Genomic DNA, 23531 nt, shown 5'->3' on the forward strand with positions numbered 1-23531 from the left:
GTCCTGTCCGCGTTTCGAAGTTTCAGAGCCAACCGAGCGCCGTTGCCGCCCGGATCGCCTCAGCCCGGCGATGGCAGCCCAGCTTCCGGAACAGATTCCCGAGATGGAATTTTACCGTCACTTCGGAAACGTTAAGGGTGAGGGCGATGCGCTTGTTCGACATGCCGCTGGCAATCAGCTGAACCATCTGCACCTCGCGCTGCGACAGGCCGCCCTGCAATGCCTTCGCCTGCGGCGAGTTCACCGAGGCGGCAAAGAGCGAAAGAGCGGAACGGACATCCGAGGAGGTTTCGATGAAGCTGCGGATGCGCTGGTTCTTGAGAAGAGGCGAGAAAAAGATCCGCTCCTCGGAGAGCACGCCATTGCAGCCGAGGCGCGTGGCGCCCTCGAGCGCCGATAACAGATGCGTCCGCGTCGCGGCATTGTCGCGGCGCTGATAGGCGGCATAGCTCTGCCACAGCTGCAGCGCGACCTTCTCGCGGTTGGTGACTTTCGGGTTGGCGATGAGCGCATCGATCTGGCGCGAGAGATAGGGACGCGGTGTCGAAAGACGCACGGAGTCGCGCAGCCACGCCATGGCGTAGGATATTTCATCCCTCCTGGTCAGGCGCGTCAGCTCCTCGTCGGCGCTTTCGACCCAGTTGCGGCCGATGCGCATGCGGACCGCGGAAAGCGTGGCTGCCGCATCGCTCCAGCGATTGGCGTTCTGGTAGGCGATGGCCGTGCGGATTTCCATCATGGCGTGAAACTGCAGGCCCTCCGACAGGTGGATCCAGAGCCCGTCGAGAAAGCCCGGCCTGATGACCATCGGAAAGTGGTCCGCCAGCACCTGCGACGCATAATGAAGGGCGAACTGCATCAGGCTCGGCCAGATTTCGGCGGCGGCGAAACTATCGAATTCGCCTTGAACGAATTGCAGCAAATTGCGGGGTTGGCCGGCCTCATAGGCAAGGCAGGCTTCCGCGAGCCGCAGCATGCGAAATTCCGCCTCCGCCGCGTGCGGCACCTGCTCCAGTTTCTGCCGGGCCTCCTGCGCCGCGCGGCGGGCAAAGAGCGCGTCGCCGCTCATCAGGCGCAGCACGGTCTGATGCAGGTGGATGAAAAACTCCAGCAGCGGCTGGCCGCCCATATGGCCGAGATAGATCAGGGCCCGGGCAGCGGCGGCTTCCGCCTCGCGGAAATTGCGGCGGCGAATCTCGAATTCCAGCAGCGCATTGTAATAGGCGGCCCATTTGCCGTGGTCGCCCATCGGATAATCCGCCATGAATTCGCCCAAGCGCGTGATCATGGCGTCGGTCGGCACCAGGTCCTCGGAGATCATCAGATTGAGCCTGAAGGTTCGGGCCGCAAAGGAAAAGCGCGATCCGCGCAGCAGCACCTTGAGCGGATCGAGATAGTCCGATCCCAAATGCTTGCCGACAAGATGGCGCACCCGCTGCAGTTCCCCGAGCTTCAGGAGCGTGCGGGCCAGGGCGAAAAGCACGACTTCGTTGGTTGCGATCATCTCGTGGGAAAACCGCATGATGATATCGCGGAAGGTTTCGAGGCTGTTCCGGTAGATCAATTCCAGGCCGCGGGCGCGTTCGAGAATTTGTGCCGCATGGGCCTCGTGTCCATGATCGAGCAGCAGGGACATGGCGGCAAGCGCCCGCCCCGCCCGCTCGAAGGCGGCGGCGACCTCGATCACCGCGACGGTCGTCTCGAAGCTCGCCAGACGTTCGCGCACGGCGACGGCCAGAAGCGTCAGAAGCTGCGGATGTTCATCGGGAGACCTGGCGAGCAGGGGCGGCAATAATCCTGTCCACTCCGCCGCCGAGGCCGGGGAAGGCGTCTCAAGCCAGATCGACAGGGACGCCGTCTTCCCCGGAGAAAGGTGCCCCAGAAAATTTTCGCGCAGATAGTCGATGCACAGCCGCGGGTCCTGCAGATGCGTCAACGACAGGAACGCGGGCCAGCCGGCGAGTTCCTTCATGAAACAACCGGCCTCATCGGCGGGCAGGTCGTGCAGCTCCTCCGGGGAAAACGTCAGATCTTCGGCGCCGAGCGTGGCGGAGCCTCGATGAAGGATGAGCCGCGCCAGCCCGCTGATGCGCTGATCGGGGCGACAGGCGATGACCAGAACGTCGATGGTTTCGACCAGCTGGGCGGAAAGGCGCGCCGAGCGCGCCGAAACCGGCACATCCCAGAAAAGCCATCCGTCCTCGACGTCGCTCATGCGCGGCTGCTGCAGGCCGCAGACCTGTCTGCCCATCGTCTTGGCGGCCATCGACAGGACGGTGGTTTTCCCCGCGCCGGCCGGCGCGCGCAGGAAGATCACGCCGGCTCGTTCAGCAGCGATGCGGCGGCAAAGGCGGGGGCGGGGTATCAGGCTGTCCATGCGGCGGTTGTAAGGGCATTTCGAAAAATAACCTATACCATAAGGCAAAAAAACTATACCTTCGGCCGGTTGCCCGTCTTCCCCAGATGGGGATTGTTGTCCGTCAGTTAGCTGGCGAACAAGGAACCTCCCATCGATGCAGCAACACCCGTTGGTCGCGATCCTGACGCGGCTCGGTGCTTTCATGCTGGTCATGATCGCGCTCTCCATCATGATTTTCGCGTTGGCGCGGGTCGTGCCCGGAGATCCCGCGCGCATGGCCCTCGGCCCGGCAGCGACGCAGGAGCAGGTCGATGCGCTGCGCGTCCAGATGGGTCTGGATAAGCCGCTTCTGGTGCAATACGTCGATTATGTCGGCAACGCACTGCATGGCGATCTGGGAATGTCGCTGGTGTCGCAGCGTCCGGTCACGACCGATCTCGAGCAGACGGTGCCGGCTACCGTGGAGCTCGTGCTCGTCTCCGTGATCTTCATGTTCGTGGTAGCCGTCCCGCTCGGCGTCATCACCGCGCATTTCAAGGATCGCGCGCTGGATCATATCGGCCGCATCCTGTCGCTGACCGGCGTCACCATTCCGAGCTTCCTCTTTGCGATCAGCCTGCAGTTGCTTGCGGCCCGCTGTTTGCCGAACTGGCCGATCATCGGCCGCCTCGACCACTCTTTGGGCTTCCAGGAGGGTCCTACGGGATTCCTTTTGATCGACGGCCTGCTGGCCGGGCGTCTTGATGTGTTCGTGGACGCTCTCCAGCACCTGCTATTGCCGGCCTTTGCGCTGGCCATGGCCGGCATCGGGCAGATTACCCGCATTACCCGCTCCTCCATGCTGGAGAACCAGCGCAAGGACCATGTCCTGACCCTGCAGAGCTTCGGTGTGCCGGAGCGGGTCATCATCTTCCGCTATCTGCTCAAGCTGTCGTCGATCGCACCGTTGACGATCATGGGCCTCGAATTCGCATCGCTGATCGGCAATGCCTTCGTCATCGAGATGGTCTTCGCCTGGGGCGGTTTTGCCTCCTACGGTCTCAACGCCATCCTGCAAAAGGATCTCAATGCCGTTACCGCCGTCGTGCTGGTCGCCGGCCTGTTTTTCATCGTTGCGAATCTGGTCGTGGACGTCCTGATCTCGATCATTGACCCGCGCCTGCGGCGTAAGGAGGCACGCTGATGGCCGATATGAAGATGCTTGATGCGTCCGATCGCGGACTGAGCACGGGTTACATGATGTGGTATCGCTTCAGCCGCAATCCGGCTGCGGTGATCGGCACGCTGATCCTGATTTCGGTCGTCGTGCTGGCGGTCTTCGCGCCGTGGCTGACGCCTTATCCGAAGCATGTGGGGGCTGTGGTCGATTTCCGTGCCCGGCACGTTTCGCCCGATGCGGCCCATTGGTTCGGCACCGACAAGGTCGGCCGCGACATCTTCTCCCGAACGATCTTCGGCCTGCGCGTATCGCTCCTGCTGGTCATCGGCGTTCTCGGCATTTCCGTGCCGATCGGCACTATTCTCGGTCTTGTCGCCGGCTATTTCGGCGGATGGGTCGAGAAGATCATCACCGGTCTGACGAATGTCATGCTGGCGATGCCGCCGCTGGTCATGGCGCTTGCCGTGTCCAACCTGCTCGAGCCGACGCTGATGAACGCCATGATCGCCATTACCCTTTTGTGGTGGACCTGGCATGCGCGGCTGATCTATTCGGTCTCCAAGTCGATTGCTTCGGAGGACTATATCGAGGCGGCGCGGCTCGCCGGCGCCGGGCCGATGCATATTCTCTTTCGCGAAATCCTGCCGAATTGCGTCGCGGTCATCTCGGTCAAGACGACGCTTGATGCCGCATTCGTCATCCTGTTCGGCGCCACGCTCAGCTTTCTCGGTTTTGGCGTGAAGCCGCCCATTCCGGACCTTGGGTCCATGGTCGCCGATGGACGCCAGTTCATGCCCGATTATTGGTGGGAAGTCGTTTGCCCAGGAGCTGCAGTCTTCTACGTGACGCTCGGTTTCAATCTATTGGGCGATGGCTTGCGTGACATGTTTGATGTGGAGAGCTGAGACATGACCGAGCCGCTCCTCAAGATCGAGGCTCTCAACGTTTCGTTCACGACCTACGGCCGCACCCGCCAGGTGTTGCGCGATATCGCTTTCTCCGTCGCCGCCGGCGAGCGCGTCGCGCTGATCGGCGAAACGGGATCGGGCAAATCCGTGACGGCGAAGGCGATCATCGGCACCTTGCCGAAAAACGCCACGATCGGCTCAGGCGCGATTTCGGTCGCGGGGCGCGATGTCCTGACGATGCCGCGCAGGGAGCGCGAGGCGCTGAAGGGTACCGCCTTTTCCCTCATCATGCAGGACCCGCTCTCGTCCTTCAATCCGGTGTTCAGGATCGGTACGCATCTCGATGACGTCATGCGCTTTGCCGACAAGCGCGATGGTGTCAGCTCTTCCAAGGCGGAGCGTCGTACGCGAATCGCCGCGGTGTTGCGCCGCGTGCAGCTTGCCGATGCCGAGCGTGTGATGAATGCCTATCCCTCGGAGCTGTCGGGCGGCATGCGCCAGCGCGTCCTGATCGGGCTTGCGCTGCTGCACCAGCCGAAACTGCTGATCGCCGACGAACCCGGCACGGCGCTCGACGTGACGACGCAGGACGAGATCCTGAACCTGATCAACCAGCTGGTGGTCGAGGAGAACATGGCTCTCCTGATGATCACCCACAATCTCGGTGTCGTGCGCAAGGTCGCGGACCGGGTGGTGGTCATGCATCACGGCGATATCGTCGAGGCGGGTCCGTGCGGCGAGATTCTGACCAGCCCGAAGCAGCCTTATACCAAGGCGCTGTTGGAAGCCGTGCCGCCGCTTTACGGCGAGCGCGTCAACGATCTGCCGCAGAGCGACCGCGCGCCCATCGTCAAGGTCGAAGGGCTGAACAAGGTCTATGGCAGGAAACCCGGCTTCCATGCCGTCCGCGATGTGAACCTGACGCTCCGCCAGGGTGAAATCTTCGGGTTGGCCGGCGAATCCGGCTCTGGCAAGACCTCGGTCGCCCGCATCATCATGGACCTGTCGCGCCCGACTTCGGGCAAGGTCACCATCGACGCGCCGGCACCGGGCCGCGGCAAGCGGCTGACGCAGATCGTCTATCAGAATCCCGGCACGTCGCTCAATCCCAAGCGCAACGTCCAGCAAACGCTGGCTCTGCCTTTGAAGTCGATCGGCATGGATGGTCCGGCTCGCGAGGCCCGGATGAAGCAGCTCATGGATCTCGTGCGCCTGCCGCAATCCTATCTGGCAAAATACCCGCATGAACTTTCCGGCGGCCAGAAGCAGCGCGTGGCGATTGCCCGCGCGCTTGCCGCCGAGCCGAGGATCCTGATCCTCGACGAGCCTACGGCGGCGCTTGACGTGTCGGTGCAGAAAACCGTGATCGAACTGCTTCTGCAACTGCGCGAGGAGCTCGGCCTCACCTATCTGATGATCTCGCACGACCTGTCGCTGATGCGCAATTTCTGTTCGCGCATCGCGATCATGCTGCGCGGCGAGATCGTCGAGGAGGGGCCGACGCCAGAAGTCTTCGCCATGCCGAAACATCCCTACACACGCGCGCTGATCGCCGCGATTCCCGTCGTTACCGACGAGGAGGAGCGCCTGAAGCCCGCCGTGACCGAGGAGGAGCGCAAGCGCTTCCTCGTCAAAACCACAGACTGATCGAAGAGGAGCCTGACGTGTATCGCGTTGGAATTGACGTCGGCGGCACCAATACGGATGCTGTCGTACTGGAGGGAAAGACCGTTCTGGCCGGGGTCAAGGCCTCGACGACCGAAGATGTGACTTCGGGCGTGATCGAGGCGTTGGAAAAGGTCATAGAGGCCTCCGGCATCGATCGGTCTCGCATCGCGGCCGTCATGATCGGCACCACGCATTTCACCAATGCGGTGATCGAGCGCCGCCACATGGACGAGGTTGCAGCCATCCGCCTGAGCCTGCCGTCGGGCGCCGGCCTGCCGCCGATGGTCGATTGGCCCGACGACCTGCGTGAGATCGTCGGCAATCACGGCTATCAGGTCAAGGGCGGCTACGAGTTCGACGGGCGCGAGCTTTCGCCGCTCGATGAGGACGCCATCGTGCGTATCGCCGGCGAAATCCGCGCGAAGGGCTTGAAGGCCGCGGCCGTGACCTGCGTCTTCAGCGGCATCAACGATGTCATGGAAGTGCGGGCCAAGGAAATCCTGCAGCAGCATTGCCCCGGCCTGCCGGTGGTCATGTCGAAGGATATCGGTCGTCACGGCCTGCTCGCGCGTGAAAGTGCCGCGATCATGAATGCGAGCCTTCTCTCCCTTGCGGATCGGACCGTTGCCGCTTTTGGCAAGGCGCTTGCGGCGGCCGGCATTCCATGCCCGTTCTACATCACGCAGAACGACGGCACGCTGATGGCCGCCGATGTCGTGCGGGCCTTTCCGGTGCTGACCTTTGCTTCCGGCCCGACCAATTCCATGCGTGGTGCCGCATTCCTGACCGGATTGAAGGATGCCGTCGTCGTCGACGTCGGCGGCACGACCTCGGATGTCGGCGCACTCTCGCATGGCTTTCCGCGTCAGGCGTCGACGACCGTCGACATCGGCGGCGTTCGCACGAACTTCCGCATGCCCGATGTCTTTTCGATCGGGCTGGGCGGTGGCTCGCTCGTCGTCAGGGGTGAAACAGGCATCGCTGTCGGCCCGAAATCGGTCGGTTATCGCGTGCGCAAGGAAGCGCTCTGCTTCGGCGGATCGACCCTGACCGCTACCGATATCGCGGTTGCCGCCGGCAAGGCCGATGTCGGCGAGAAGGCGCTGGTCGCCAATCTCGATCGCGCGCTCGTCGCCGCCGCTGTCGCAAAGATCAACGCCATGCTTGAGGCGTGCGTCGAGCGAAGCCGGATTTCCTCGTCTCCGGTGCCGGTCATCGCCGTCGGCGGCGGCTCGATCCTGATGCCCGACCGCATCGGCGATCTCGACGTCATCCGCCCGGAGAATTTTGCCGTGGCGAATGCGGTGGGCGCCGCCATTGCCCAGATCAGCGGCGAGACGGATCGCGTCTTCTCGCTCGTGGACGGGCGCACGCGCGAAAGCGCGCTCGCCGAAGCCGAGGCCGAGGCCCGCGACAAGGCGATCGCCGCCGGTGCGCTTGCCGAAACCCTGGAAGTTATCGAGCGTGAGGACATGCCGCTTGCCTATCTGCCGGGCAACGCCACGCGCATTCACGTCAAAGTCGTCGGTGAAATGGGAGGCCATCATGCCTGAGACGCGCAAGCAGAAATACGATGACGCCGCTGTGCGCCTGCTCACGCCCGAGGATCTCGACGCCCTGGAAATCGGAGCGGGCATTCTCGGCACCGGCGGCGGCGGCAACCCTTATCAGGGCAAGCTTCTCGTGCTCGAGGCGATGAAGGCCGGCTACGAGATGAAGGTTCTTGCGACAGACGCCATAGAACCGGATGCCCTGTGCATGTCCATCGGCGGCATCGGCGCACCCGTCGTCGGCGTCGAGCGCATCCGCGAGGGGCGCGAGGGCCTGCGCTGCCTGCGCGCCATGGAAGAGCTCATCCGTACGCCGATCGACGCCATCGTCTGCGAGGAGATCGGCGGCGCAAATTCGATGAACCCGCTCGTCACCGCCGCTCTCGGCGGCCTGCCCATCCTCGATTGCGACGGGATGGGCCGAGCCTTCCCCGAAATGCAGATGACGACCTTTTCGATCTACGGCCATAGCTCGACGCCGTCGGTCATGTGCGATCTGCATGGCAATGCCGTGATCTTCAGCCACGCCGTATCGGAAGTCTGGCACGAGCGCATGGCGCGCGCCTGCGTGGTCGCGCAGGGCGGCGGCGCCATGCTGGCGACGGCGCCCATGCAGGCCTATTACGTCCATCAATACGGTATCCCGAAAAGCTTCACCAAGGCGATCGCGCTCGGCGAGGCGGTGATCCGTGCGCGCAAGGCACAGGAAGACCCGATTGCGGCGGTCTGCGCCCTCGAAGGCGGCCGGCGTATCTTCAACGGCAAGATCACCGACCTCAAGCGCCACCTGCGAGGCGGCTTTGCGGTCGGCGACATGGAGCTCGCGGGCTTCGACGATTGCAACGGCCAGACGGCAAGCGTCGCGATCCAGAACGAATTCCTGATCTTCCGCCGTGATGGCGTGGTCGAGGTGTCCGTGCCGGACCTGATCGTTCTGCTCGATGTCGACACCGGCTATCCGATCACCACCGAAATGCTGCGCTACGGCCAGCGCGTCGCCGTCGTCGCCATCCCCTGCCACGAGCTGCTCCGCAGCGCGCGTGCGCTCGACGTCGTCGGTCCGTCGGCCTTCGGCTATCCCGACATCACCTATTCGCCGCTGCCGGCTCCCGGGCGCAAGGCAGCGTGATCATAAGCGGGGCAGTTCCCGCATCCAAGAGGAGAACTTGAATGAAGATGGGTTCCAAAAGTCTGCGTCTCTCGGCGTTACTGCTCGGCAGCGCCATGGCGTTGCCGCTGACTTCGGTTACGGCGTCGGCAGCCGACAAGGTGTCGATCGCCGTCAACACGATGCAGATCTTCAGCTCGCTCGATCCGGCGAAGGTCACGGACTATACCGGCTACATGGCCATCGTGAACATGTATGACGCCCTGACGACCGTCAGTCCCGCGGGCGAGATCGTGCCCCATCTGGCGAAATCCTGGGAGATATCCCAGGACGGCCTGACCTATACCTTCCATCTTCGCGACGATGCCAAGTTCCAGGACGGGACCCCCGTCAAGGCGTCCGACTTCGTCTGGTCGATCCGTCGCCTGATCGGCATCAACAAGGGGCCTTCGAACCTCGTCGTCGGTCTCGTGCAGCCCGGCAATGTCACCGCACCCGACGAAAAGACCGTCATCGTCAAGCTTGACCGGCAGTTCTCGCCGTTCATGGCGGTGACGCCGCTGATGATGGCGCTGAACGAGAAGCTGATTGAGGCAAACAGCAAGCCGGACGACAAATGGGGCGAAGCCTACGTCGGCGAGCATTCCGCCGGCTCGGGTCCTTATAAGCTCGTCAGCTACAATCGCTCCGCCGACATGGTGATCGCGCGCAATCCCGATTATTTTCTCGGATGGACCAAGGGAACGCCGATCGACGAAGTACGCTTCATCCAGACGAGCGACGATGCCACCGTCAAGGCACTTGCCGAAAAGGGCGAACTCGGCCTTTCCTCGCACGGCCTCGGCAACGATACCTATGAGACGATCGGCAAGATGCCTGGTTACAAGCTGCTCCAGACGGCTACGGCCGGCGGCTTCGTCATCAAGCTGAACACCAAGGTCTACCCGACGGACGATGTGCATGTGCGGCGCGCGATCGCCTATGCCACCGATTACAAGACCATTCAGGAGGCAATCTATCCGGGCTTCGACATGACCGGTCCGCTTTCGACCGTATTCAAGGACGCTCATAACGACGATATCCAGCCGGGAGTCTTCGACCTCGAAAAGGCGAAGGAAGAACTGGCAAAGTCGAAATATGCGGGCCAGAAGATCACGTTGGTCAACAGCTATGTCGCCTCGCTTGCCTTCGAATCCGAAGTGGCGCTGCTGATGCAGGCCAATCTCGAGCAGATCGGCATCACGCTCGACATCAAGCCCGAGCCCTGGAACCGCATCGTCGAGCTTTCCTCCAAGCCGGAGACCACTCCGGCGTCGACACAGGTCAACATCTCGCCCAACTATCCGTCGCCGGACGCGATTTTCTATAACCAGTATCACTCCAAGGCTTCCGGCACCTGGATGTCGATGGAATGGCTGCAGAATCCGGAGGTCGATGCCCTGATCGACAAAGCGAGGGCGACGACCGACCTCAAGGAGCAGAACGCCACCTACAAGACGTTGCAGACAAAGCTTGCCGAGCTGCAGCCGGATGTGTGGGCCGTGGCGCCGAACCGGCGCTACGCGGCGAGCAAATGCCTCCAGGGTTATGAGTTCATTCCCATGCAGAGCTGGGATCTGAACTTCTCGAATTTCCATTGGGACTGCAAGGCGAACTGATTTTCGCACGCAGGACGAATGGGCCCGGCCCCAAGCCTGGGGTCGGGAGAGCTATTGCCGAAGGTGAAACATGCTTCAGGAATTCTCCGAAGAAAATATCGAGCCGCTCGCGACGGGAGCCTGGATTCTGGGAACCGGCGGCGGTGGCAATCCCTATATTTCGACCCTCAACCTTCGCAGGCTCTATGCCGAAGGCCGTCGTGTCCAGGTGATGGACCCGATGGCGCTCGACGATGACGATATGGTTGCCGTCGTCTCGAAGATGGGCGCGCCGCTGGTGGGTCAGGAGCGTCTCGGCGATCCCGTGCATCTTGCCCGGGCCGTCGAGGTGATGGAGGATTATCTTGGAAAGCCGTTCCGCGCGATCATGAGCGTCGAGATCGGCGGCTCGAACGCACTTTCCTCCTTTCTGGCCGCCGCGATACTGGGCCGTCCGGTGGTCAACGCCGATGCGATGGGGCGCGCCTATCCCGAGGCGCAGATGACCTCCTTCGCCATCGGCAACCTGCCGATGTATCCGCTCTCCTTGGTCGATGTGCGTGACAATGAGGTCATCGTCACCAAGGCCGCTTCCTGGAAATGGATGGAGCGGATTTCACGCAAGGTCTGCACCGAAGTCGGTTCTACGGCCGCCACCTGCAAGGCGCCGCGTACCGGCCGCGAGGTGAAGGAGTGGGGCATTCACTACACCATTACCAAGGCGACGGAACTCGGCCGCACCGTTATCGAGGCGCGCGCGCGTCATGACGATCCGGTCAAGGCGGTCCTCGATCATGAAGGCGGCAAGCAATTGTTCCGCGGCAAGGTGATCGACGTGGCGCGCGAAACCACCGGCGGCTTTCTCCGCGGGCGCACGGTCATCGAAGGGATCGATGCCGACAAGGGCGCGCGCATGGAACTGGCCTTCCAGAACGAATGGGCCGTCGCCTTCCGCGATGGCGAGCCTGTGGCGATGACGCCCGATCTTCTATGCCTTCTCGATACGATTTCGGGCAGCGCGATCGGCACGGAATCGGTGCGTTATGGCCAACGCGTGACCGTCGTTGCCTTGCCGGCTCCCGAGCTTTTGACCTCTCCTGCGGGGATCGCCGCCGTCGGTCCCCGCGCTTTCGGCTATGACATTGATTTCAGATCGGTATTCGCATGAAACGCATCGGTATTGACGTCGGCGGCACCAACACGGATGCTGTCCTGATCGACGGTGAGAAGATCATCGCCTCCATCAAGGTTCCCACGACGCAGGACGTCATGTCGGGCGTGAAGGCGGCGCTGAGCCATGTGGCCGGCCATGCCGGCGCATCCGGCCGACCGATCGACGCGGTCATGATCGGCACCACGCATTTTACCAACGCCGTCGTCGAGCGGGCGCGGCTGGAGAGGGTGGCGGCGATCCGTGTCGCGCTGCCGACCGGTTCCTCGCTGCCGCCGATGTGCGATTGGCCGCAGGATCTGCGGGCAGCAGTGGATCCACTCATATTCATGGTTCATGGCGGCCATGAATATGATGGCAGCCCGCTCGTGCCCATGATCCCCGACGAGATCCGCGAAGCCGCCACGAAGATTCGCGATGCCGGCATCACGTCGATCGCGATATCGGCGACCTTTTCACCGCTGACGACCGAATGCGAAGTCAAGGCGGCCGAGATCGTTCGCTCGGTAATCCCCGATGCCAGGATTACCCTGTCGCATACGCTTGGGCGCATAGGGTTGCTCGAGCGCGAGAACGTCGCGTTGCTCAATGCGGCGCTGCAGTCGCTCGGCAAGACGACGGTGCAGGCTTTTTCGGATGCGTTGCGCGAGGCCGGCGTTGCCGCGCCATTCTACCTGACGCAGAATGACGGCACGGTCGCGCTGGCGGATGTCGCCGCGGCAAATCCGGTACACAGCTTTGCCTCAGGTCCGACGAATTCGATGCGCGGCGCCGCCTTCCTGACAGGCTTGAGCGACGCCATGGTCGTCGATGTCGGCGGCACGACTTCGGATATCGGCTGCCTTGTCGGCGGCTTTCCGCGCGAGGCGAACAATATCGTTCATATAGGCGGTGTGCGGACATTGTTCCGCATGCCGGATCTCCTGCCGATCGCCCTTGGCGGCGGAACGATCATCGATCCGGAAACCGGCAGGATCGGGCCGCGTTCGGTCGGCTACCGTATCTTGACGGAGGCACGCGTGTTCGGCGGCAACACGCTCACCACGTCGGATGTCGCGGTCGCCGCCGGCCTGATCGAGATGGGGGACAAAGATCGCGTGCGAGACCTCGATCCGGCTTTCGTCAAGGCAAGCCTGGGGCGAATCCGCGACATGGTCGCGGATAGTTTCGACCAGATGAAGACTTCGGCGCAGGACGTGCCGCTGATCGCCGTCGGCGGCGGCGCTTTCCTGATCCCCGAGAAGATCGCGGGCGCTTCGGAAGTGCTCCGCGTCGAGAATGCCGGCGTTGCCAATGCGCTCGGTGCCGCGATGGCGCAAGTTTCCGGCGAGGTCGATCAGGTGTTCTCGGGATTGAGCCGTGACGAGGCCATCGCCCGTGCGGAGACGGAGGCGCAGGATGCCGCCGTCGCTTCTGGCGCCAGCCGCGCCAGCCTGAAGACACTCGAAGTCGAGGACATCCCGATCGCCTATCTGCCCGGCGGCGCGCGTCGTGTAAGGGTAAGGGTCATCGGCGATATCGCCTTCGATTGATATAACGCGCCCGACCGGATGGATCGTGCGTCATTCATGGGAGCGGCAATCGGCAAGAGCGGTATGCCGACGCCGAAACGGAGCGGGAAATGACGAAAATTGCGCTGGCTATTCATGGTGGTTGCGGCGTCATGCCGGAAGACAGCATGACACCACAGGAATGGGAGGGCGCGCGCCGCGACCTGGCTGCTGCCCTGCGTGCAGGCTATGCGCGGCTGAAGGCCGGCGGCAGCGCGCTGGACGCGGTCGAGGCCGCCGTCGTGGTCATGGAGGATAGTCCTCATTTCAACGCCGGTCATGGCGCCGCGCTCAATGAGAACGGGGTACACGAACTCGATGCCTCGATCATGGACGGCGCGACGCTGGAGGCGGGCGCCATCAGCGCTTCGCGGGCGATCCGCAATCCGATCAAGGCGGCTCGCGCTCTGATGGAGGATGGTCGCGCCGTCTACATGACCGGTCCCGCCGCCGATCGCTTTGCCGAAGCCAAGGGCCTGCAGGTCGAGCCGCAATCCTATTTCAACACGCAGAAGCGGGTCGAGGCGCTGGAGGCGATGAGACGCCATGCCGCTGCCGGAACGGAAGCGACCGAAAACGAAAAACACGGCACGGTCGGCGCCGTGGCGCTCGATGCCGCCGGCCATCTCGCCGCGGCGACATCGACGGGCGGCTATACCAACAAGCCCGACGGGCGCGTGGGCGACAGCCCCGTCATCGGCGCCGGCACGTATGCGCGCGATGGCGTCTGTGCCGTTTCCGGCACGGGGAAGGGCGAATTCTTCATCCGCTACGTCGTCGGGCACGAGATCGCGTCTCGCATGGCCTATCTGCGGCAGGATATAGCGGCTGCGACGGATGGCCTCGTCCACCGGGATCTGGCGCCCTATCAGATCGGCGCGGGACTGGTGGCCATAGACGCCGAGGGCGTGGCCGTTGCGCCCTACAATACACCGGGAATGTTTCGCGGCTGGGTGACACCCGAAGGCAAGGCTTTCGTTGCCACCCATGAGCAGGTCCACGAAATCGATCTGTGACGGAAGCCTCAGGCGCGAAGCCGTAGCTCAAGCGTCCGATGGGGCATGTCGCTGCATTTCGTCCTTGCAATGGTGACGCTTTCGAGCCTGCGGCGTTGAAGGCAGATCCTCAAACCGTCGTATCGGTCTTGGGGCCGATATGCGGAGCATCCCTTTCAAGCGTGTAGCAGCACTGGACGATGGTTTCGCGGCGCGAGCGCGAGAAAAGCTCCCTGCTGCCGGTCGGTACGAAGCCCAGTCTTGCCAGCACTCGGCCGGATGCCGGATTGTCGGATGCATGGCCGGATTCGAGCCGCGACAGGCCGACGTCACGAAAGGCGAAGCCGATCAGCGCTTGCGCTGCCTCGAACGCATAGGCTTTGCCCCAGGCCGTTTTTTCCAGCCAATAGCCAAGGCTGCCCTCACCGCAGACAATGCCGTCGACGTCGACGATACCGATCATTCTCCCCGCCCGCTCGATGGCGAAGCGGTAGGCGGTGCCGTCCTTCCATTCGCGTTCGTGACCGGTAAACCACTCCTCCATATCTTTCTCGTTCGCAGGATAGGTGGCGTTGCTGAGCATGCGCGTCACGTTCCAATCGCTCTGGATTTCCCATGCCCGCCCTGCGTCCGCCGCCGATGTGGGGCGCAAGCGGAGCCGAGCGGTTTCCATGCAGGAACGAGGGATCGATGGTGCAGTCATTCTGAACGTCCTGACAATGAATCCTATCCATGGAAACCAAAGGATGTGGAAGCCGAGTATCCGCGCGTGTGGCGGCAATGAAAACCGCTATCTGCGGCCGATGTCGCGCAGACCGCGGGAAGGCGATTGATGCGGCCCTTTGCGCCGCGTCGGGCGATCCGAGCGGGCCGCATATTCTTTAGCATCAGCCAATATGTTGCCGCAATGAGCGCGCAAAAGCGCCGCCTCCTGCGGGCCTGGCCGGCAGGAAAGGCAGGACCGGCCGTGAAAGCGTTCCGTTTACGAGGGGCGAACCCCCTTTCGCGGTCCGGTCCTTTCTCGCCGAGCGATGCCTGAATGGCCACGTTCCTGCGCCCGGGTTTTGATGACCGCAGGGCCTGCGAGCTGCGGAAATCTCCTTCCTTCGCCGTGATACCCGGCATGTTGAACGCTGCAACCGGTCTTTGCAGACAATGGCGCCGATCACGTTTTGGTGTTCTCACCAGCATGTGTGTAACAAGATGGCCCTCTCTTCCGTAATCCATAGTGAGGGGGCACGGCACTGCCCGGAAATGTCCCTGAAGCCGGCGGCCTATCCGCTGAAGGAGAACGGTTCGATGCTGAACAGACGAGGAATGCTTCTGGCAACGGCTCTGGGTGCCCTTGGTTTGCGGCTGGGCTATGGTTCCGCCGCAGCAAAGGATGCAGCGAATTTCCCCGTTTCCCACACGGACGAGGAATGGCATAAGATACTGACGGACGACCAATATGCCGTTCTGAGAGAGGAGGGGACCGAGCGCCCCTTCACAAGCGAATTGCTGAACGAGCATCGCAAGGGCAACTTTGCTTGTGCCGGCTGCGATCAGGAAGCCTTCTCGTCAGCCACGAAGTTCGATAGCGGTACAGGCTGGCCAAGCTTCTGGGCGCCAATCGACGGAGCCGTGGCGACATCGCGCGATGCGTCCTTCGGCATGGTGCGCGACGAAGTGCATTGCAGCCGTTGCGGCGGCCATCTCGGCCACGTCTTCGATGACGGGCCGAAGCCGACCGGCCTTCGCTACTGCATGAACGGCGTTGCCATGAAATTTCATAGAGCGACTGCCTGAACGATCAGGAACCGAACGATGCTTCTGTTTATCCTTGCCTACCTCGGCGGCGTTTTGACGATCGTCAGCCCCTGCATTCTGCCTGTCCTGCCATTCGTTTTTGCGCGGGCCGGGCAGCCATTCCTGCGCAGCACACTGCCGATGCTGATCGGCATGGCGGCGACCTTTGCCGCCGTTGCGACGCTTGCCGCCTTCGGCGGCGGCTGGGCCGTTGCGGCCAATGAATACGGGCGTTATGCGGCGATGGCGCTGCTGGCGCTTTTCGGCATCGTCCTCCTGTTTCCGTCGCTTTCGGATCGTCTGACGCGCCCTCTCGTGTCACTCGGCGCGCGGCTGTCGCAATCGGCCGACCGCTCAAGCCGGAGCGGAGGGTCAGCGGTTGCGGCATCGCTGCTGCTGGGGGTGGCGACCGGTCTGCTCTGGGCGCCCTGCGCAGGTCCGGTGCTTGGCCTCATTCTGACAGGCGCCGCGCTGCAGGGCGCGAGCGTCGGCACGACGTTGCTGCTGCTCGCCTATGCGTTGGGCGCCGCCACATCGCTGGCGCTTGCGCTTCTGATCGGCGGCCAGGTCTATCAGGCTATGAAGCAATCGCTCGGCGTCGGCGAATGGCTGCGCCGCGGTGTCGGCATTGCCGTGCTGGTTGCGGTGGTGGCGATTGCGATGGGGCTCGACACGGGATTTCTGACCCGGGCATCGCTCGCAAGCACGGCATCGCTCGAACAGGATCTGGTCGACCGCCTCCATGCCCAGGATAGGGACAAGCCCTCATCCGTCGTCATGAAGAATGACGGCGGCGCGATGATGAGCGCGACAAACCAGATGATGATGAACGCAAAGCCCGATGGAGCGGCCGGCGGCGGCTCCATGGCAATGACGCAGAAGCCTGCCGCAGCGCAGCTGCCGGTCGAGGGGCCGGTTCCTCCGCTCGACGGCGCCGTGCAATGGCTGAATTCGCCGCCGCTGACTGCCGCCGGTCTGAAAGGCAAGGTCGTCCTTGTCGATTTCTGGACCTATTCCTGCATCAATTGCCTGCGTGCCATTCCCTATGTCGAAGCATGGGCGCAGAAATATAAGGATCAGGGCCTCGTCGTCATCGGCGTCCACGCGCCCGAATTCGCCTTTGAAAAGAACGTCGACAATGTGAAGAAGGCCATTGCCGATCTCGGTATTACCTATCCCGTCGCCATCGACAACAACTATGCGATCTGGCGCGCCTTCGACAATGAATACTGGCCAGCCCACTACTTCATCGATGCCCAGGGGCAGGTGCGCCACCATCATTTCGGCGAAGGCGATTACGATCAGTCCGAAAGGGTGATCCAGCAACTCCTCGCCGAGGCGGGCAGGGCCAACGTGTCCAATGATATCGTCGATGTGAAGGCGACGGGTGCCGAAGCCGCTTCCAACGAGGCCGATGTCCAGTCGCCGGAAACCTATGTCGGCTACCTTCGCGCCCAGAACTTCGTCGACGATGCCGGCACCGTGAACGATACGTCTCACGACTATGTCGCGGCGACGCCGAAACTCAACGAATGGGGCCTTGCCGGCAACTGGACCGTCGGTCCGCAGGAGGCCACGTCCAACAGCGCCGACAGCCGTCTCTACTATCGCTTCCACGCCCGCGATCTGCATCTGGTGCTGGGGCCGTCGGCGGATGGAAAACCCGTGCGCTTCCAGATCACCGTCGATGGCAAGCCGCCGGCAGACAGTCACGGCGTCGATACGGATGCAAACGGCAACGGCGTGGTGACGGGCCAGCGGCTCTATCAGCTCGTCCGCGCTAGCGGCCCGGTTTCGGACCATACGTTCGAGATCAAGTTCCTCGATCCCGGCGCTCAGGCCTACGCGTTTACGTTCGGCTGACGGATTTCGTCAGTCCCCGCGAACCCGCCCGGCAACCATCAGAAGCTGGGCGGCGTGCAGGCGCTGATGACCTCGCATGGCACCGGCCCGACACAGCGGAAGCGATGCGGGCGGCGGCTTTCGAAATAATAAGCGTCGCCGGGGCCGAGAACGCGCCGTTCGTCGTCGACGGTAACTTCGAGGCGGCCGGAGAGGACGATGCCGCCTTCCTCTCCTTCATGCACCAGCGGCACCTTGCCGGTATCGGCCCCCGGCTGGTAGCACTCCTTCAGGATCTGCAGGCTGCGGCCGAAAAGATTCTCGCCGATCTGGCGGTAGGAAATCGGGCCTTTGCCGATCTCGACCAATTCCTCGGCGGCATAGAAAGCCTTCTTCGGCGTTTCCGGTTCGAAGGCGAAGAATTCGGCGAGACCGATCGGGATGCCGTCGAGGATGCGCTTCAGCGCGCCGACGGATGGATTGGCCGAGTTGGATTCGATCAGCGAGATTGTCGAATTGGTCACGCCGGCGCGCTTTGCAAGCTCGCGCTGGGAAAGGTTGCGCGCCAGGCGCAGATGACGCAGGCGATTGCCGATATCGACAGACATTGCGGCCTCCGGTTTCTGATGTTCGAAATATCGAAAACATCCCATTTCGATCAAGTAAAATCAATAGGTTAATGGCAATAAGAAAAGGACTTGTTCGGAACAGGAAAATCGCTGATGTCAGGGATAGCGCAATGGAGGCGACCATGGACAAGATCACTCATCCCAATACCCCTGTTCTCGATAATTTCTGGATGCCGTTTACGGCGAACCGGCAATTCAAGGCCGCGCCGCGGCTGATCGTCGCCGCCGACGGAATGTATTACACCGATGTCGACGGCAACAAGGTACTCGACGGTACGGCGGGTCTCTGGTGCGTCAACGCCGGCCATGGGCGCAAGAAGATCGTGCAGGCGGTCGAGCGCCAGCTTTCCACGATGGACTTTGCTCCGACCTTCCAGATGGGCCATCCCGTCGCCTTCGATTTCGCCGCCAAGCTTGCCGCGCATGCGCCGGGTGGCCCCGAAAGCGGGCTCGACCGCGTGTTCTTCACCGGATCGGGTTCCGAATCCGTCGACACCGCGCTCAAGATCGCCATCGCCTATCAGCGGGCGATCGGGCAGGGCACGCGCACCCGCGTCATCGGTCGTGAAAAGGGGTATCACGGCGTCGGCTTCGGCGGCATTTCCGTGGGTGGCCTCGTCAACAACCGCCGCGTCTTTCCGCAAATCCCCGCCGATCACATGCGTCATACGCTCGACGTCGAGCGTAACGCCTTCAGCAAGGGCCTGCCGGCGCATGGCATCGAGCTTGCCGAGGATCTGGAGCGGCTGGTTGCGCTGCACGGCGCTGAAACGATCGCCGCCGTCATCGTCGAGCCGATGTCCGGCTCCGCCGGCGTCATCCTGCCGCCCAAGGGCTATCTGGAACGCCTGCGCGCCATCGCCGACAAATACGGCATCCTGTTGATCTTCGATGAGGTGATCACCGGCTTCGGCCGTCTCGGCACGCCTTTTGGAACCGATTATTTCGGCGTCGTTCCCGATCTCGTCACGACGGCAAAGGGCATCACCAACGGCACGATTCCGATGGGTGCGGTCTTTGCCAGCCGCAAGATCTATGATGGCCTGATGACCGGCCCGGAAAACCAGATCGAGCTTTTCCACGGCTATACCTATTCCGGACATCCGGTCGCCTGCGCCGCCGGCCTTGCAACGATGGAGATCTACGAGGAGGAAGGGCTGCTGACGCGTGCAGCCGAGCTGGCGGACGATTGGCAGACGGCGCTGCACTCGCTGAAGGGCCTGCCGCATGTGGTCGATATCCGCAATCTCGGCCTCGTCGGCGCCGTCGAGCTTGCGCCGCGCGACGGCGCTCCCGGCACGCGTGCCTACGACGTCTTCGTCGATTGCTTCCACAAAGGCCTGCTGGTACGCGTGACCGGCGATATCATCGCTCTCTCCCCGCCGCTCATCATCGAGCGATCCGAGATCGAAACGATCGTCTCCGTGCTCGGCGACGCGCTGAAGCGAGCTGCCTGACAATCCATGCCTCTGGCCGGTGCGATTGGCGCTGGCCAGAGGCATGGTCGCGCTGCTTTAAAAAGTCGGACGCAGATAGAGATGACTGATCTTTCCCCTGAACGTTTGGGCGAAACCCCATTCCATTTTGGAGTTTTCAAACTCGACATCGTAAATGTCGAGGCCATACGAAACCCCCTTGAACGACAGTGCTTTTACCGGCCCCGCCCTCTCCAACTCGCTTTGAATGAAATTCTTCTGTTCTGTTGCAAGGATCCCTAATCCGGGAGACATGCCGTCGATATCGGGTTCTCCCCGCGCGTGGTCTTCGATCACTCGTCGCAGGATGAGTTCGCTGTCCGGCATTGGCCTCTGATCTTCAATGCGCTGTGTCACCTTCTGCTCAATGGACCGCGCAAGATTAAGGTCCATTTTCTGCGCATGATCTTCAAAGCCGCCTTGGTGATGGATCAGGCTTTGGATATTGCCATTGCCGTCTCGATTGAATGAGATCTGTACGGGAAGTTCCTTCATGAAGAACCGGTCTTCACTTTCAGGGAATATACCAATGTCCTGCTGTCCGACGATGCGATAGAAAAGCTTGCCGTCGCGTTCGGACACTAGGGAAATCGTGCCATCGTCGGTGCTGTAGGCGCCGGCAAAGCTGGTAAACCGTGCTGGATCCATGACAACTTCGGTTCTCGGACGCATCTGTTCGTAGCGGCGCCAGGCCGGTGTGTCTTTTGACGATTCGATCATGTTCGTTTCCCTTGCTAGATGCGTTAGGTCGTCGATGGAGACGACGGCACCCGATCCGATTTTCGCTTGCAAAGCATCGATCACCTGCAATCCATGCTCTGCGCGCGTTCTCGTCTCCTTCAAGGCGTCGCGCTGAAGCGAGAGAGTATGGGTCAAGTCCGTCGAATGGTTCCGGAGGAGTTTTTCGATGTCGCGCAAGCTGAGGCCGAGGGTTTTGAGGGCCAAAATTTCGTTCAGGCGCGTAATTTCATTGCGACCGTAGAGGCGCCATTGTTTCGAGGTGCGGCGTGGCGAGATCAGACCATGCTGTTCATAGAGCCTCAGCGCTCGAACAGTTATCCCTATCCGCTCGGCGCATTCGAGAGCCGTGATCAAAACTTCGTCGTGTGCGTGTCCTGACATGGAGAACTCCTTCGGAATTATCTCATAAGGTATGACGTTAGGTTCGGCTCAAGCGAGAAATTCGCGTGATGGGTAAACTTGACTGGACGGTGTCTCCCAATCGGCCATCCACACCTCCCGGGAAACACGATACTGGGCTCTTTACAAAGGAGTTAAACGTTTTTATTTTGCTGTGAGCGTTTAGCGCGGCGCCCACATCGCCGGCAGGAGGAACCGTTGGCGCCCATTCGCATCGATAATCTCCCTCGTTGACATCCTGCGCATCACCGATCCGGGCGCCGTCGATGCTGTTGGGCCGGGATGGTCTGCGCAAGCAATGGGAGATGGAAGTGGCGCGAGCGATCGCGGAAAAGTTCTGTTCTCTTGCCGCCAAAAGCGGTATGGCCGAAAACTTCGACGCTCGGTCGGGGAGGGGATTGCGCGACCGGGCTTTCGCCTGGATATCCGCTGTCCATACCCTGCTGGCCGCCTTCCTCACCATGAAACAGCCGTAGCGAGCCGAACTGCATGCAGAGACCGACGATCAAGACTATCGCGCAGGAGACGGGCCTTTCGATCGCAACCATATCGAAGGCTCTCAAGAATTCACCGCAGGTCCGCCCGGAAACCCGCGCGATCGTCGTTGCGGCCGCCGAGCGCGTCGGCTACGAGCTGAACATGCACGGCGTGCAGCTGCGCACCGGCAAGACCTATCAGGTGGCCGCCATCATGACCGCGCCCGGCCCGAAGCAGCAGGAATGGGAAGGCGTCGAATATGCCCAGCTCCTCAGCGGCATCTCCTGGGCGCTCGAGGAAAGTCCTTACCGCGTCTCCCTCTACGCCGTTCGCAATTTCGAGGAGAGCCTTGCGACCATCCGGCAGATCGTCTCGCTCAAGAAGGCCGATGGCATCATCGTCTCGGGCACGCGCGCCGACGATCCCCGCATCCGCATCATGCAGGACGCCGATTTTCCCTTCGTCACCTACGGCACGACGATCCACAACGATCCGCACGCCTATGTCGATGCCGACAACGAGCAGATGATCCGTCGTTCGGTCGCGCGGCTGGTCGAGCGCGGCCACCGGCGCATCGCGCTCATCAATCCGATGGCGGATCTGAGCTACGCCATCACCCGGCTCGACGCCTATCGGGGTGCTCTTGACATCGCCGGCTTGCCGTTCGACCCGGAACTTGTGGTCCACGACCGGCTGACGCCCGCCTTCGGCCGCGAAAGCGTGCTGACGATGTCCCGGTTGGCCGATCCGCCCACGGCCTATATTTGCGCCAACGAAGCCTCTGCGCTCGGGGCTTTTTCCGGCTTTCACGAGCGCGGCCTCGTGCATGGGCGCGATGCGGTGATCAACGCGACCGACGACCTCAATGTCAGTCAGTATTTCGCGCCGCCGATCACCACCTATTTCCTGCCGATCAACGAGCCGAGCGAGCTGTTGGGAACCTATATTCTGCGCCGGATGGAAGGCGAGCCGCCGCAGGCTCTTCAGGCGCTCATCATGCCCAAGCTGATCGAGCGTTCGGACGATCGCGTGATTCCGAAGCGCTGAGCAGGCTGTGGTTCCCGCATCTGATTGTCGTCATCCGAGGCATTTTCCCTGTTTCGGAATCGGTCCTGCATTTGTTTTTCCAATGTCTGCGCTTCTTCGTTGGAGCTTTGAGTTTTGTAGATAAAAACGTTTATATTTGTATTGAAAACGTTTATATTCCTTGTTAGGAAGCCAGAGTGTAAAGCGAAGATCGGATTGGTGGCGTCGAGGGGCTGGGTCTTCTGAAGGGTTTTGTCGTGTCCGCCGGGGTGGCGGTGCCGACGGTTGAGGAGGAAGAAAATGAAGAAATTTGTCGTGACGCTTGCGCTGGCCGTACTGGCGACCGGCGCGGCCCACGCCGCCGATCTCGGCGGCAAGCTGCTCAAGGTCGGTTCCGACACGACGTCGCCACCGATGGAAAGCGTCGATCCGGCCAGCGGTCAGATCGTCGGCTTCGATGTCGATGTCGTCAACGCGATCTGCGCCAAGATTCATTGCCAGGCCGAATTCGTCACGACGGGCTGGGATGGCATCTTCGCCGCGCTCGATCAGGGCAATTTCGATCTGGTGGCTTCCGGCGTGTCGATCACCGACGAGCGTAAGAAGGCCATGGATTTCTCCGATCCCTACATCGTCAACAGCCAGGTCGTACTGACGCGGGTCGAAGATCAGGGCATCACGATGGATCAGTTCAAGGCGCAGGGTCGCAAGCTTTCCGCGCAGGCCAACACCACGGATGCGCAGGTGGCGGAAAACCTCGTCGGCAAGGAGAATGTCGTCGCCTACGACACCTTCAGCGCGGCGATCATCGCGCTCAAGAACAAGGATGTCGACGGCGTCGTCATCAATGGCGCCAACGCCGCCGCCTATGAGCGAGAATTTGCCGGCGAACTGGTCGCTTCCATCAAGGGCCTGCAATCGGATCCGATCGGCCTCGTCTTCCGCAAGGGCGACGAGAATGTCGCAGCTTTCAACGAGGGCCTTCAGGAGATCAAGAAGGACGGCACGCTGGATAAGCTGATCGCCAAGTATTGGGGTCTCAAGTAAGT

At 62.0% G+C, this 23531-nt stretch carries 18 protein-coding genes and 1 pseudogene; 15 read left to right on the forward strand and 4 right to left on the reverse strand.

Annotation, left to right across the window (positions count from 1 at the left end):
- Positions 1 to 22 precede the first annotated feature (22 nt).
- Complete coding sequence (locus ACJJVH_RS21550) at positions 23 to 2377, reverse strand: response regulator transcription factor (RefSeq protein ID WP_112799457.1); 2355 nt, start codon at positions 2375 to 2377, stop codon at positions 23 to 25.
- A gap of 136 nt (positions 2378 to 2513) precedes the next feature.
- Between ACJJVH_RS21550 and ACJJVH_RS21555 the strand changes: the two genes are divergently transcribed.
- The 9 genes from ACJJVH_RS21555 to ACJJVH_RS21595 all read left to right on the forward strand — a co-directional run bounded on the left by ACJJVH_RS21555 (position 2514) and on the right by ACJJVH_RS21595 (position 14126).
- Positions 2514 to 3542, forward strand: coding sequence for an ABC transporter permease (locus ACJJVH_RS21555; RefSeq protein ID WP_412066087.1), 1029 nt, complete (start codon positions 2514 to 2516; stop codon positions 3540 to 3542).
- Entirely contained in the window at positions 3542 to 4423 is an 882-nt protein-coding gene (locus ACJJVH_RS21560; protein WP_112799461.1) for an ABC transporter permease, read from the forward strand. Before ACJJVH_RS21555 ends, ACJJVH_RS21560 begins: the two co-directional genes overlap by 1 nt.
- 3 nt (positions 4424 to 4426) lie before the next feature.
- Complete coding sequence (locus ACJJVH_RS21565) at positions 4427 to 6073, forward strand: ABC transporter ATP-binding protein (protein WP_113384353.1); 1647 nt, start codon at positions 4427 to 4429, stop codon at positions 6071 to 6073.
- Positions 6074 to 6090: 17 nt separating this feature from the next.
- On the forward strand, positions 6091 to 7647 hold the full coding sequence (locus ACJJVH_RS21570) for a hydantoinase/oxoprolinase family protein (protein ID WP_112799464.1): 1557 nt from the start codon (positions 6091 to 6093) through the stop codon (positions 7645 to 7647).
- Positions 7640 to 8773, forward strand: coding sequence for a DUF917 domain-containing protein (locus tag ACJJVH_RS21575; RefSeq protein WP_412066088.1), 1134 nt, complete (start codon positions 7640 to 7642; stop codon positions 8771 to 8773). The genes ACJJVH_RS21570 and ACJJVH_RS21575 overlap by 8 nt, the downstream gene beginning before the upstream one ends.
- Before the next feature lie 41 nt (positions 8774 to 8814).
- Positions 8815 to 10410 carry an ABC transporter substrate-binding protein gene (locus ACJJVH_RS21580; protein WP_412066089.1) on the forward strand — a complete coding sequence of 532 codons (1596 nt, stop codon included), beginning with the start codon at positions 8815 to 8817 and terminating at the stop codon, positions 10408 to 10410.
- Positions 10411 to 10480: 70 nt separating this feature from the next.
- Entirely contained in the window at positions 10481 to 11557 is a 1077-nt protein-coding gene (locus ACJJVH_RS21585; protein WP_112799470.1) for a DUF917 domain-containing protein, read from the forward strand.
- Positions 11554 to 13092 carry a hydantoinase/oxoprolinase N-terminal domain-containing protein gene (locus ACJJVH_RS21590; protein ID WP_412066090.1) on the forward strand — a complete coding sequence of 513 codons (1539 nt, stop codon included), beginning with the start codon at positions 11554 to 11556 and terminating at the stop codon, positions 13090 to 13092. The genes ACJJVH_RS21585 and ACJJVH_RS21590 overlap by 4 nt, the downstream gene beginning before the upstream one ends.
- Before the next feature lie 89 nt (positions 13093 to 13181).
- Positions 13182 to 14126, forward strand: a complete 945-nt coding sequence (locus tag ACJJVH_RS21595; RefSeq protein WP_412066091.1) for an isoaspartyl peptidase/L-asparaginase family protein — start codon at positions 13182 to 13184, stop codon at positions 14124 to 14126.
- A gap of 109 nt (positions 14127 to 14235) precedes the next feature.
- On the opposite strand, the gene ACJJVH_RS21600 is transcribed toward ACJJVH_RS21595, so the two are convergent.
- A complete protein-coding gene (locus tag ACJJVH_RS21600) occupies positions 14236 to 14808 on the reverse strand; it encodes a GNAT family N-acetyltransferase (RefSeq protein ID WP_412066092.1) in 573 nt (190 codons plus the stop codon).
- 596 nt (positions 14809 to 15404) lie between these two features.
- On the opposite strand from ACJJVH_RS21600, the gene msrB reads away from it, so the two are divergent.
- Positions 15405 to 15893 carry a peptide-methionine (R)-S-oxide reductase MsrB gene (gene msrB, locus ACJJVH_RS21605; RefSeq protein ID WP_113357370.1) on the forward strand — a complete coding sequence of 163 codons (489 nt, stop codon included), beginning with the start codon at positions 15405 to 15407 and terminating at the stop codon, positions 15891 to 15893.
- An 18-nt stretch (positions 15894 to 15911) separates the two neighbouring features.
- Positions 15912 to 17756: a cytochrome c biogenesis protein DipZ gene (locus ACJJVH_RS21610; RefSeq protein WP_412066093.1), complete on the forward strand. Its 1845-nt coding sequence runs from the start codon at positions 15912 to 15914 to the stop codon at positions 17754 to 17756.
- A gap of 38 nt (positions 17757 to 17794) precedes the next feature.
- Here the strand turns inward: ACJJVH_RS21610 and ACJJVH_RS21615 are convergent, their stop codons facing one another.
- On the reverse strand, positions 17795 to 18343 hold the full coding sequence (locus ACJJVH_RS21615) for a cupin domain-containing protein (RefSeq protein WP_112800236.1): 549 nt from the start codon (positions 18341 to 18343) through the stop codon (positions 17795 to 17797).
- A 143-nt stretch (positions 18344 to 18486) separates the two neighbouring features.
- On the opposite strand from ACJJVH_RS21615, the gene ACJJVH_RS21620 reads away from it, so the two are divergent.
- Positions 18487 to 19821, forward strand: a complete 1335-nt coding sequence (locus ACJJVH_RS21620) for an aspartate aminotransferase family protein (RefSeq protein WP_113370178.1) — start codon at positions 18487 to 18489, stop codon at positions 19819 to 19821.
- 57 nt (positions 19822 to 19878) lie between these two features.
- Here ACJJVH_RS21620 and ACJJVH_RS21625 read toward each other — a convergent pair whose 3' ends face one another.
- Positions 19879 to 20961: a MerR family transcriptional regulator gene (locus ACJJVH_RS21625; RefSeq protein WP_412066094.1), complete on the reverse strand. Its 1083-nt coding sequence runs from the start codon at positions 20959 to 20961 to the stop codon at positions 19879 to 19881.
- Positions 20962 to 21227: 266 nt separating this feature from the next.
- Between ACJJVH_RS21625 and ACJJVH_RS21630 the strand changes: the two are divergent.
- The 3 genes and pseudogenes from ACJJVH_RS21630 to ACJJVH_RS21640 form a co-directional block, all read left to right on the forward strand.
- Positions 21228 to 21455, forward strand: a pseudogene (locus ACJJVH_RS21630) (glycoside hydrolase family 37); the annotation flags it as partial.
- Positions 21456 to 21468: 13 nt separating this feature from the next.
- The gene (locus ACJJVH_RS21635) at positions 21469 to 22503 is read left to right on the forward strand and encodes a substrate-binding domain-containing protein (protein WP_412066095.1); all 1035 of its coding nucleotides are present in this window, start codon (positions 21469 to 21471) and stop codon (positions 22501 to 22503) included.
- Between the two features lie 279 nt (positions 22504 to 22782).
- Positions 22783 to 23529, forward strand: coding sequence for a transporter substrate-binding domain-containing protein (locus tag ACJJVH_RS21640; RefSeq protein ID WP_412066096.1), 747 nt, complete (start codon positions 22783 to 22785; stop codon positions 23527 to 23529).
- Positions 23530 to 23531 lie beyond the last annotated feature (2 nt).

It is taken from the genome of Rhizobium sp. SYY.PMSO (assembly GCF_046840415.1).
Lineage (GTDB): Bacteria > Pseudomonadota > Alphaproteobacteria > Rhizobiales > Rhizobiaceae > Rhizobium.

Bases quoted from the DNA above. Each gene is read 5' to 3' on its own strand.
- ACJJVH_RS21640 (WP_412066096.1), top strand. From the start codon at position 22,783: ATGAAGAAATTTGTCGTGACGCTTGCGCTGGCCGTACTGGCGACCGGC.
- ACJJVH_RS21560 (WP_112799461.1), top strand. From the start codon at position 3,542: ATGGCCGATATGAAGATGCTTGATGCGTCCGATCGCGGACTGAGCACG.
- ACJJVH_RS21555 (WP_412066087.1), top strand. From the start codon at position 2,514: ATGCAGCAACACCCGTTGGTCGCGATCCTGACGCGGCTCGGTGCTTTC.
- ACJJVH_RS21610 (WP_412066093.1), top strand. From the start codon at position 15,912: ATGCTTCTGTTTATCCTTGCCTACCTCGGCGGCGTTTTGACGATCGTC.
- ACJJVH_RS21595 (WP_412066091.1), top strand. From the start codon at position 13,182: ATGACGAAAATTGCGCTGGCTATTCATGGTGGTTGCGGCGTCATGCCG.
- ACJJVH_RS21615 (WP_112800236.1), bottom strand. From the start codon at position 18,343: ATGTCTGTCGATATCGGCAATCGCCTGCGTCATCTGCGCCTGGCGCGC.
- ACJJVH_RS21625 (WP_412066094.1), bottom strand. From the start codon at position 20,961: ATGTCAGGACACGCACACGACGAAGTTTTGATCACGGCTCTCGAATGC.
- ACJJVH_RS21620 (WP_113370178.1), top strand. From the start codon at position 18,487: ATGGACAAGATCACTCATCCCAATACCCCTGTTCTCGATAATTTCTGG.
- ACJJVH_RS21550 (WP_112799457.1), bottom strand. From the start codon at position 2,377: ATGGACAGCCTGATACCCCGCCCCCGCCTTTGCCGCCGCATCGCTGCT.
- ACJJVH_RS21565 (WP_113384353.1), top strand. From the start codon at position 4,427: ATGACCGAGCCGCTCCTCAAGATCGAGGCTCTCAACGTTTCGTTCACG.
- ACJJVH_RS21585 (WP_112799470.1), top strand. From the start codon at position 10,481: ATGCTTCAGGAATTCTCCGAAGAAAATATCGAGCCGCTCGCGACGGGA.
- ACJJVH_RS21600 (WP_412066092.1), bottom strand. From the start codon at position 14,808: ATGACTGCACCATCGATCCCTCGTTCCTGCATGGAAACCGCTCGGCTC.
- ACJJVH_RS21580 (WP_412066089.1), top strand. From the start codon at position 8,815: ATGAAGATGGGTTCCAAAAGTCTGCGTCTCTCGGCGTTACTGCTCGGC.
- ACJJVH_RS21635 (WP_412066095.1), top strand. From the start codon at position 21,469: ATGCAGAGACCGACGATCAAGACTATCGCGCAGGAGACGGGCCTTTCG.
- ACJJVH_RS21575 (WP_412066088.1), top strand. From the start codon at position 7,640: ATGCCTGAGACGCGCAAGCAGAAATACGATGACGCCGCTGTGCGCCTG.
- ACJJVH_RS21590 (WP_412066090.1), top strand. From the start codon at position 11,554: ATGAAACGCATCGGTATTGACGTCGGCGGCACCAACACGGATGCTGTC.
- msrB (WP_113357370.1), top strand. From the start codon at position 15,405: ATGCTGAACAGACGAGGAATGCTTCTGGCAACGGCTCTGGGTGCCCTT.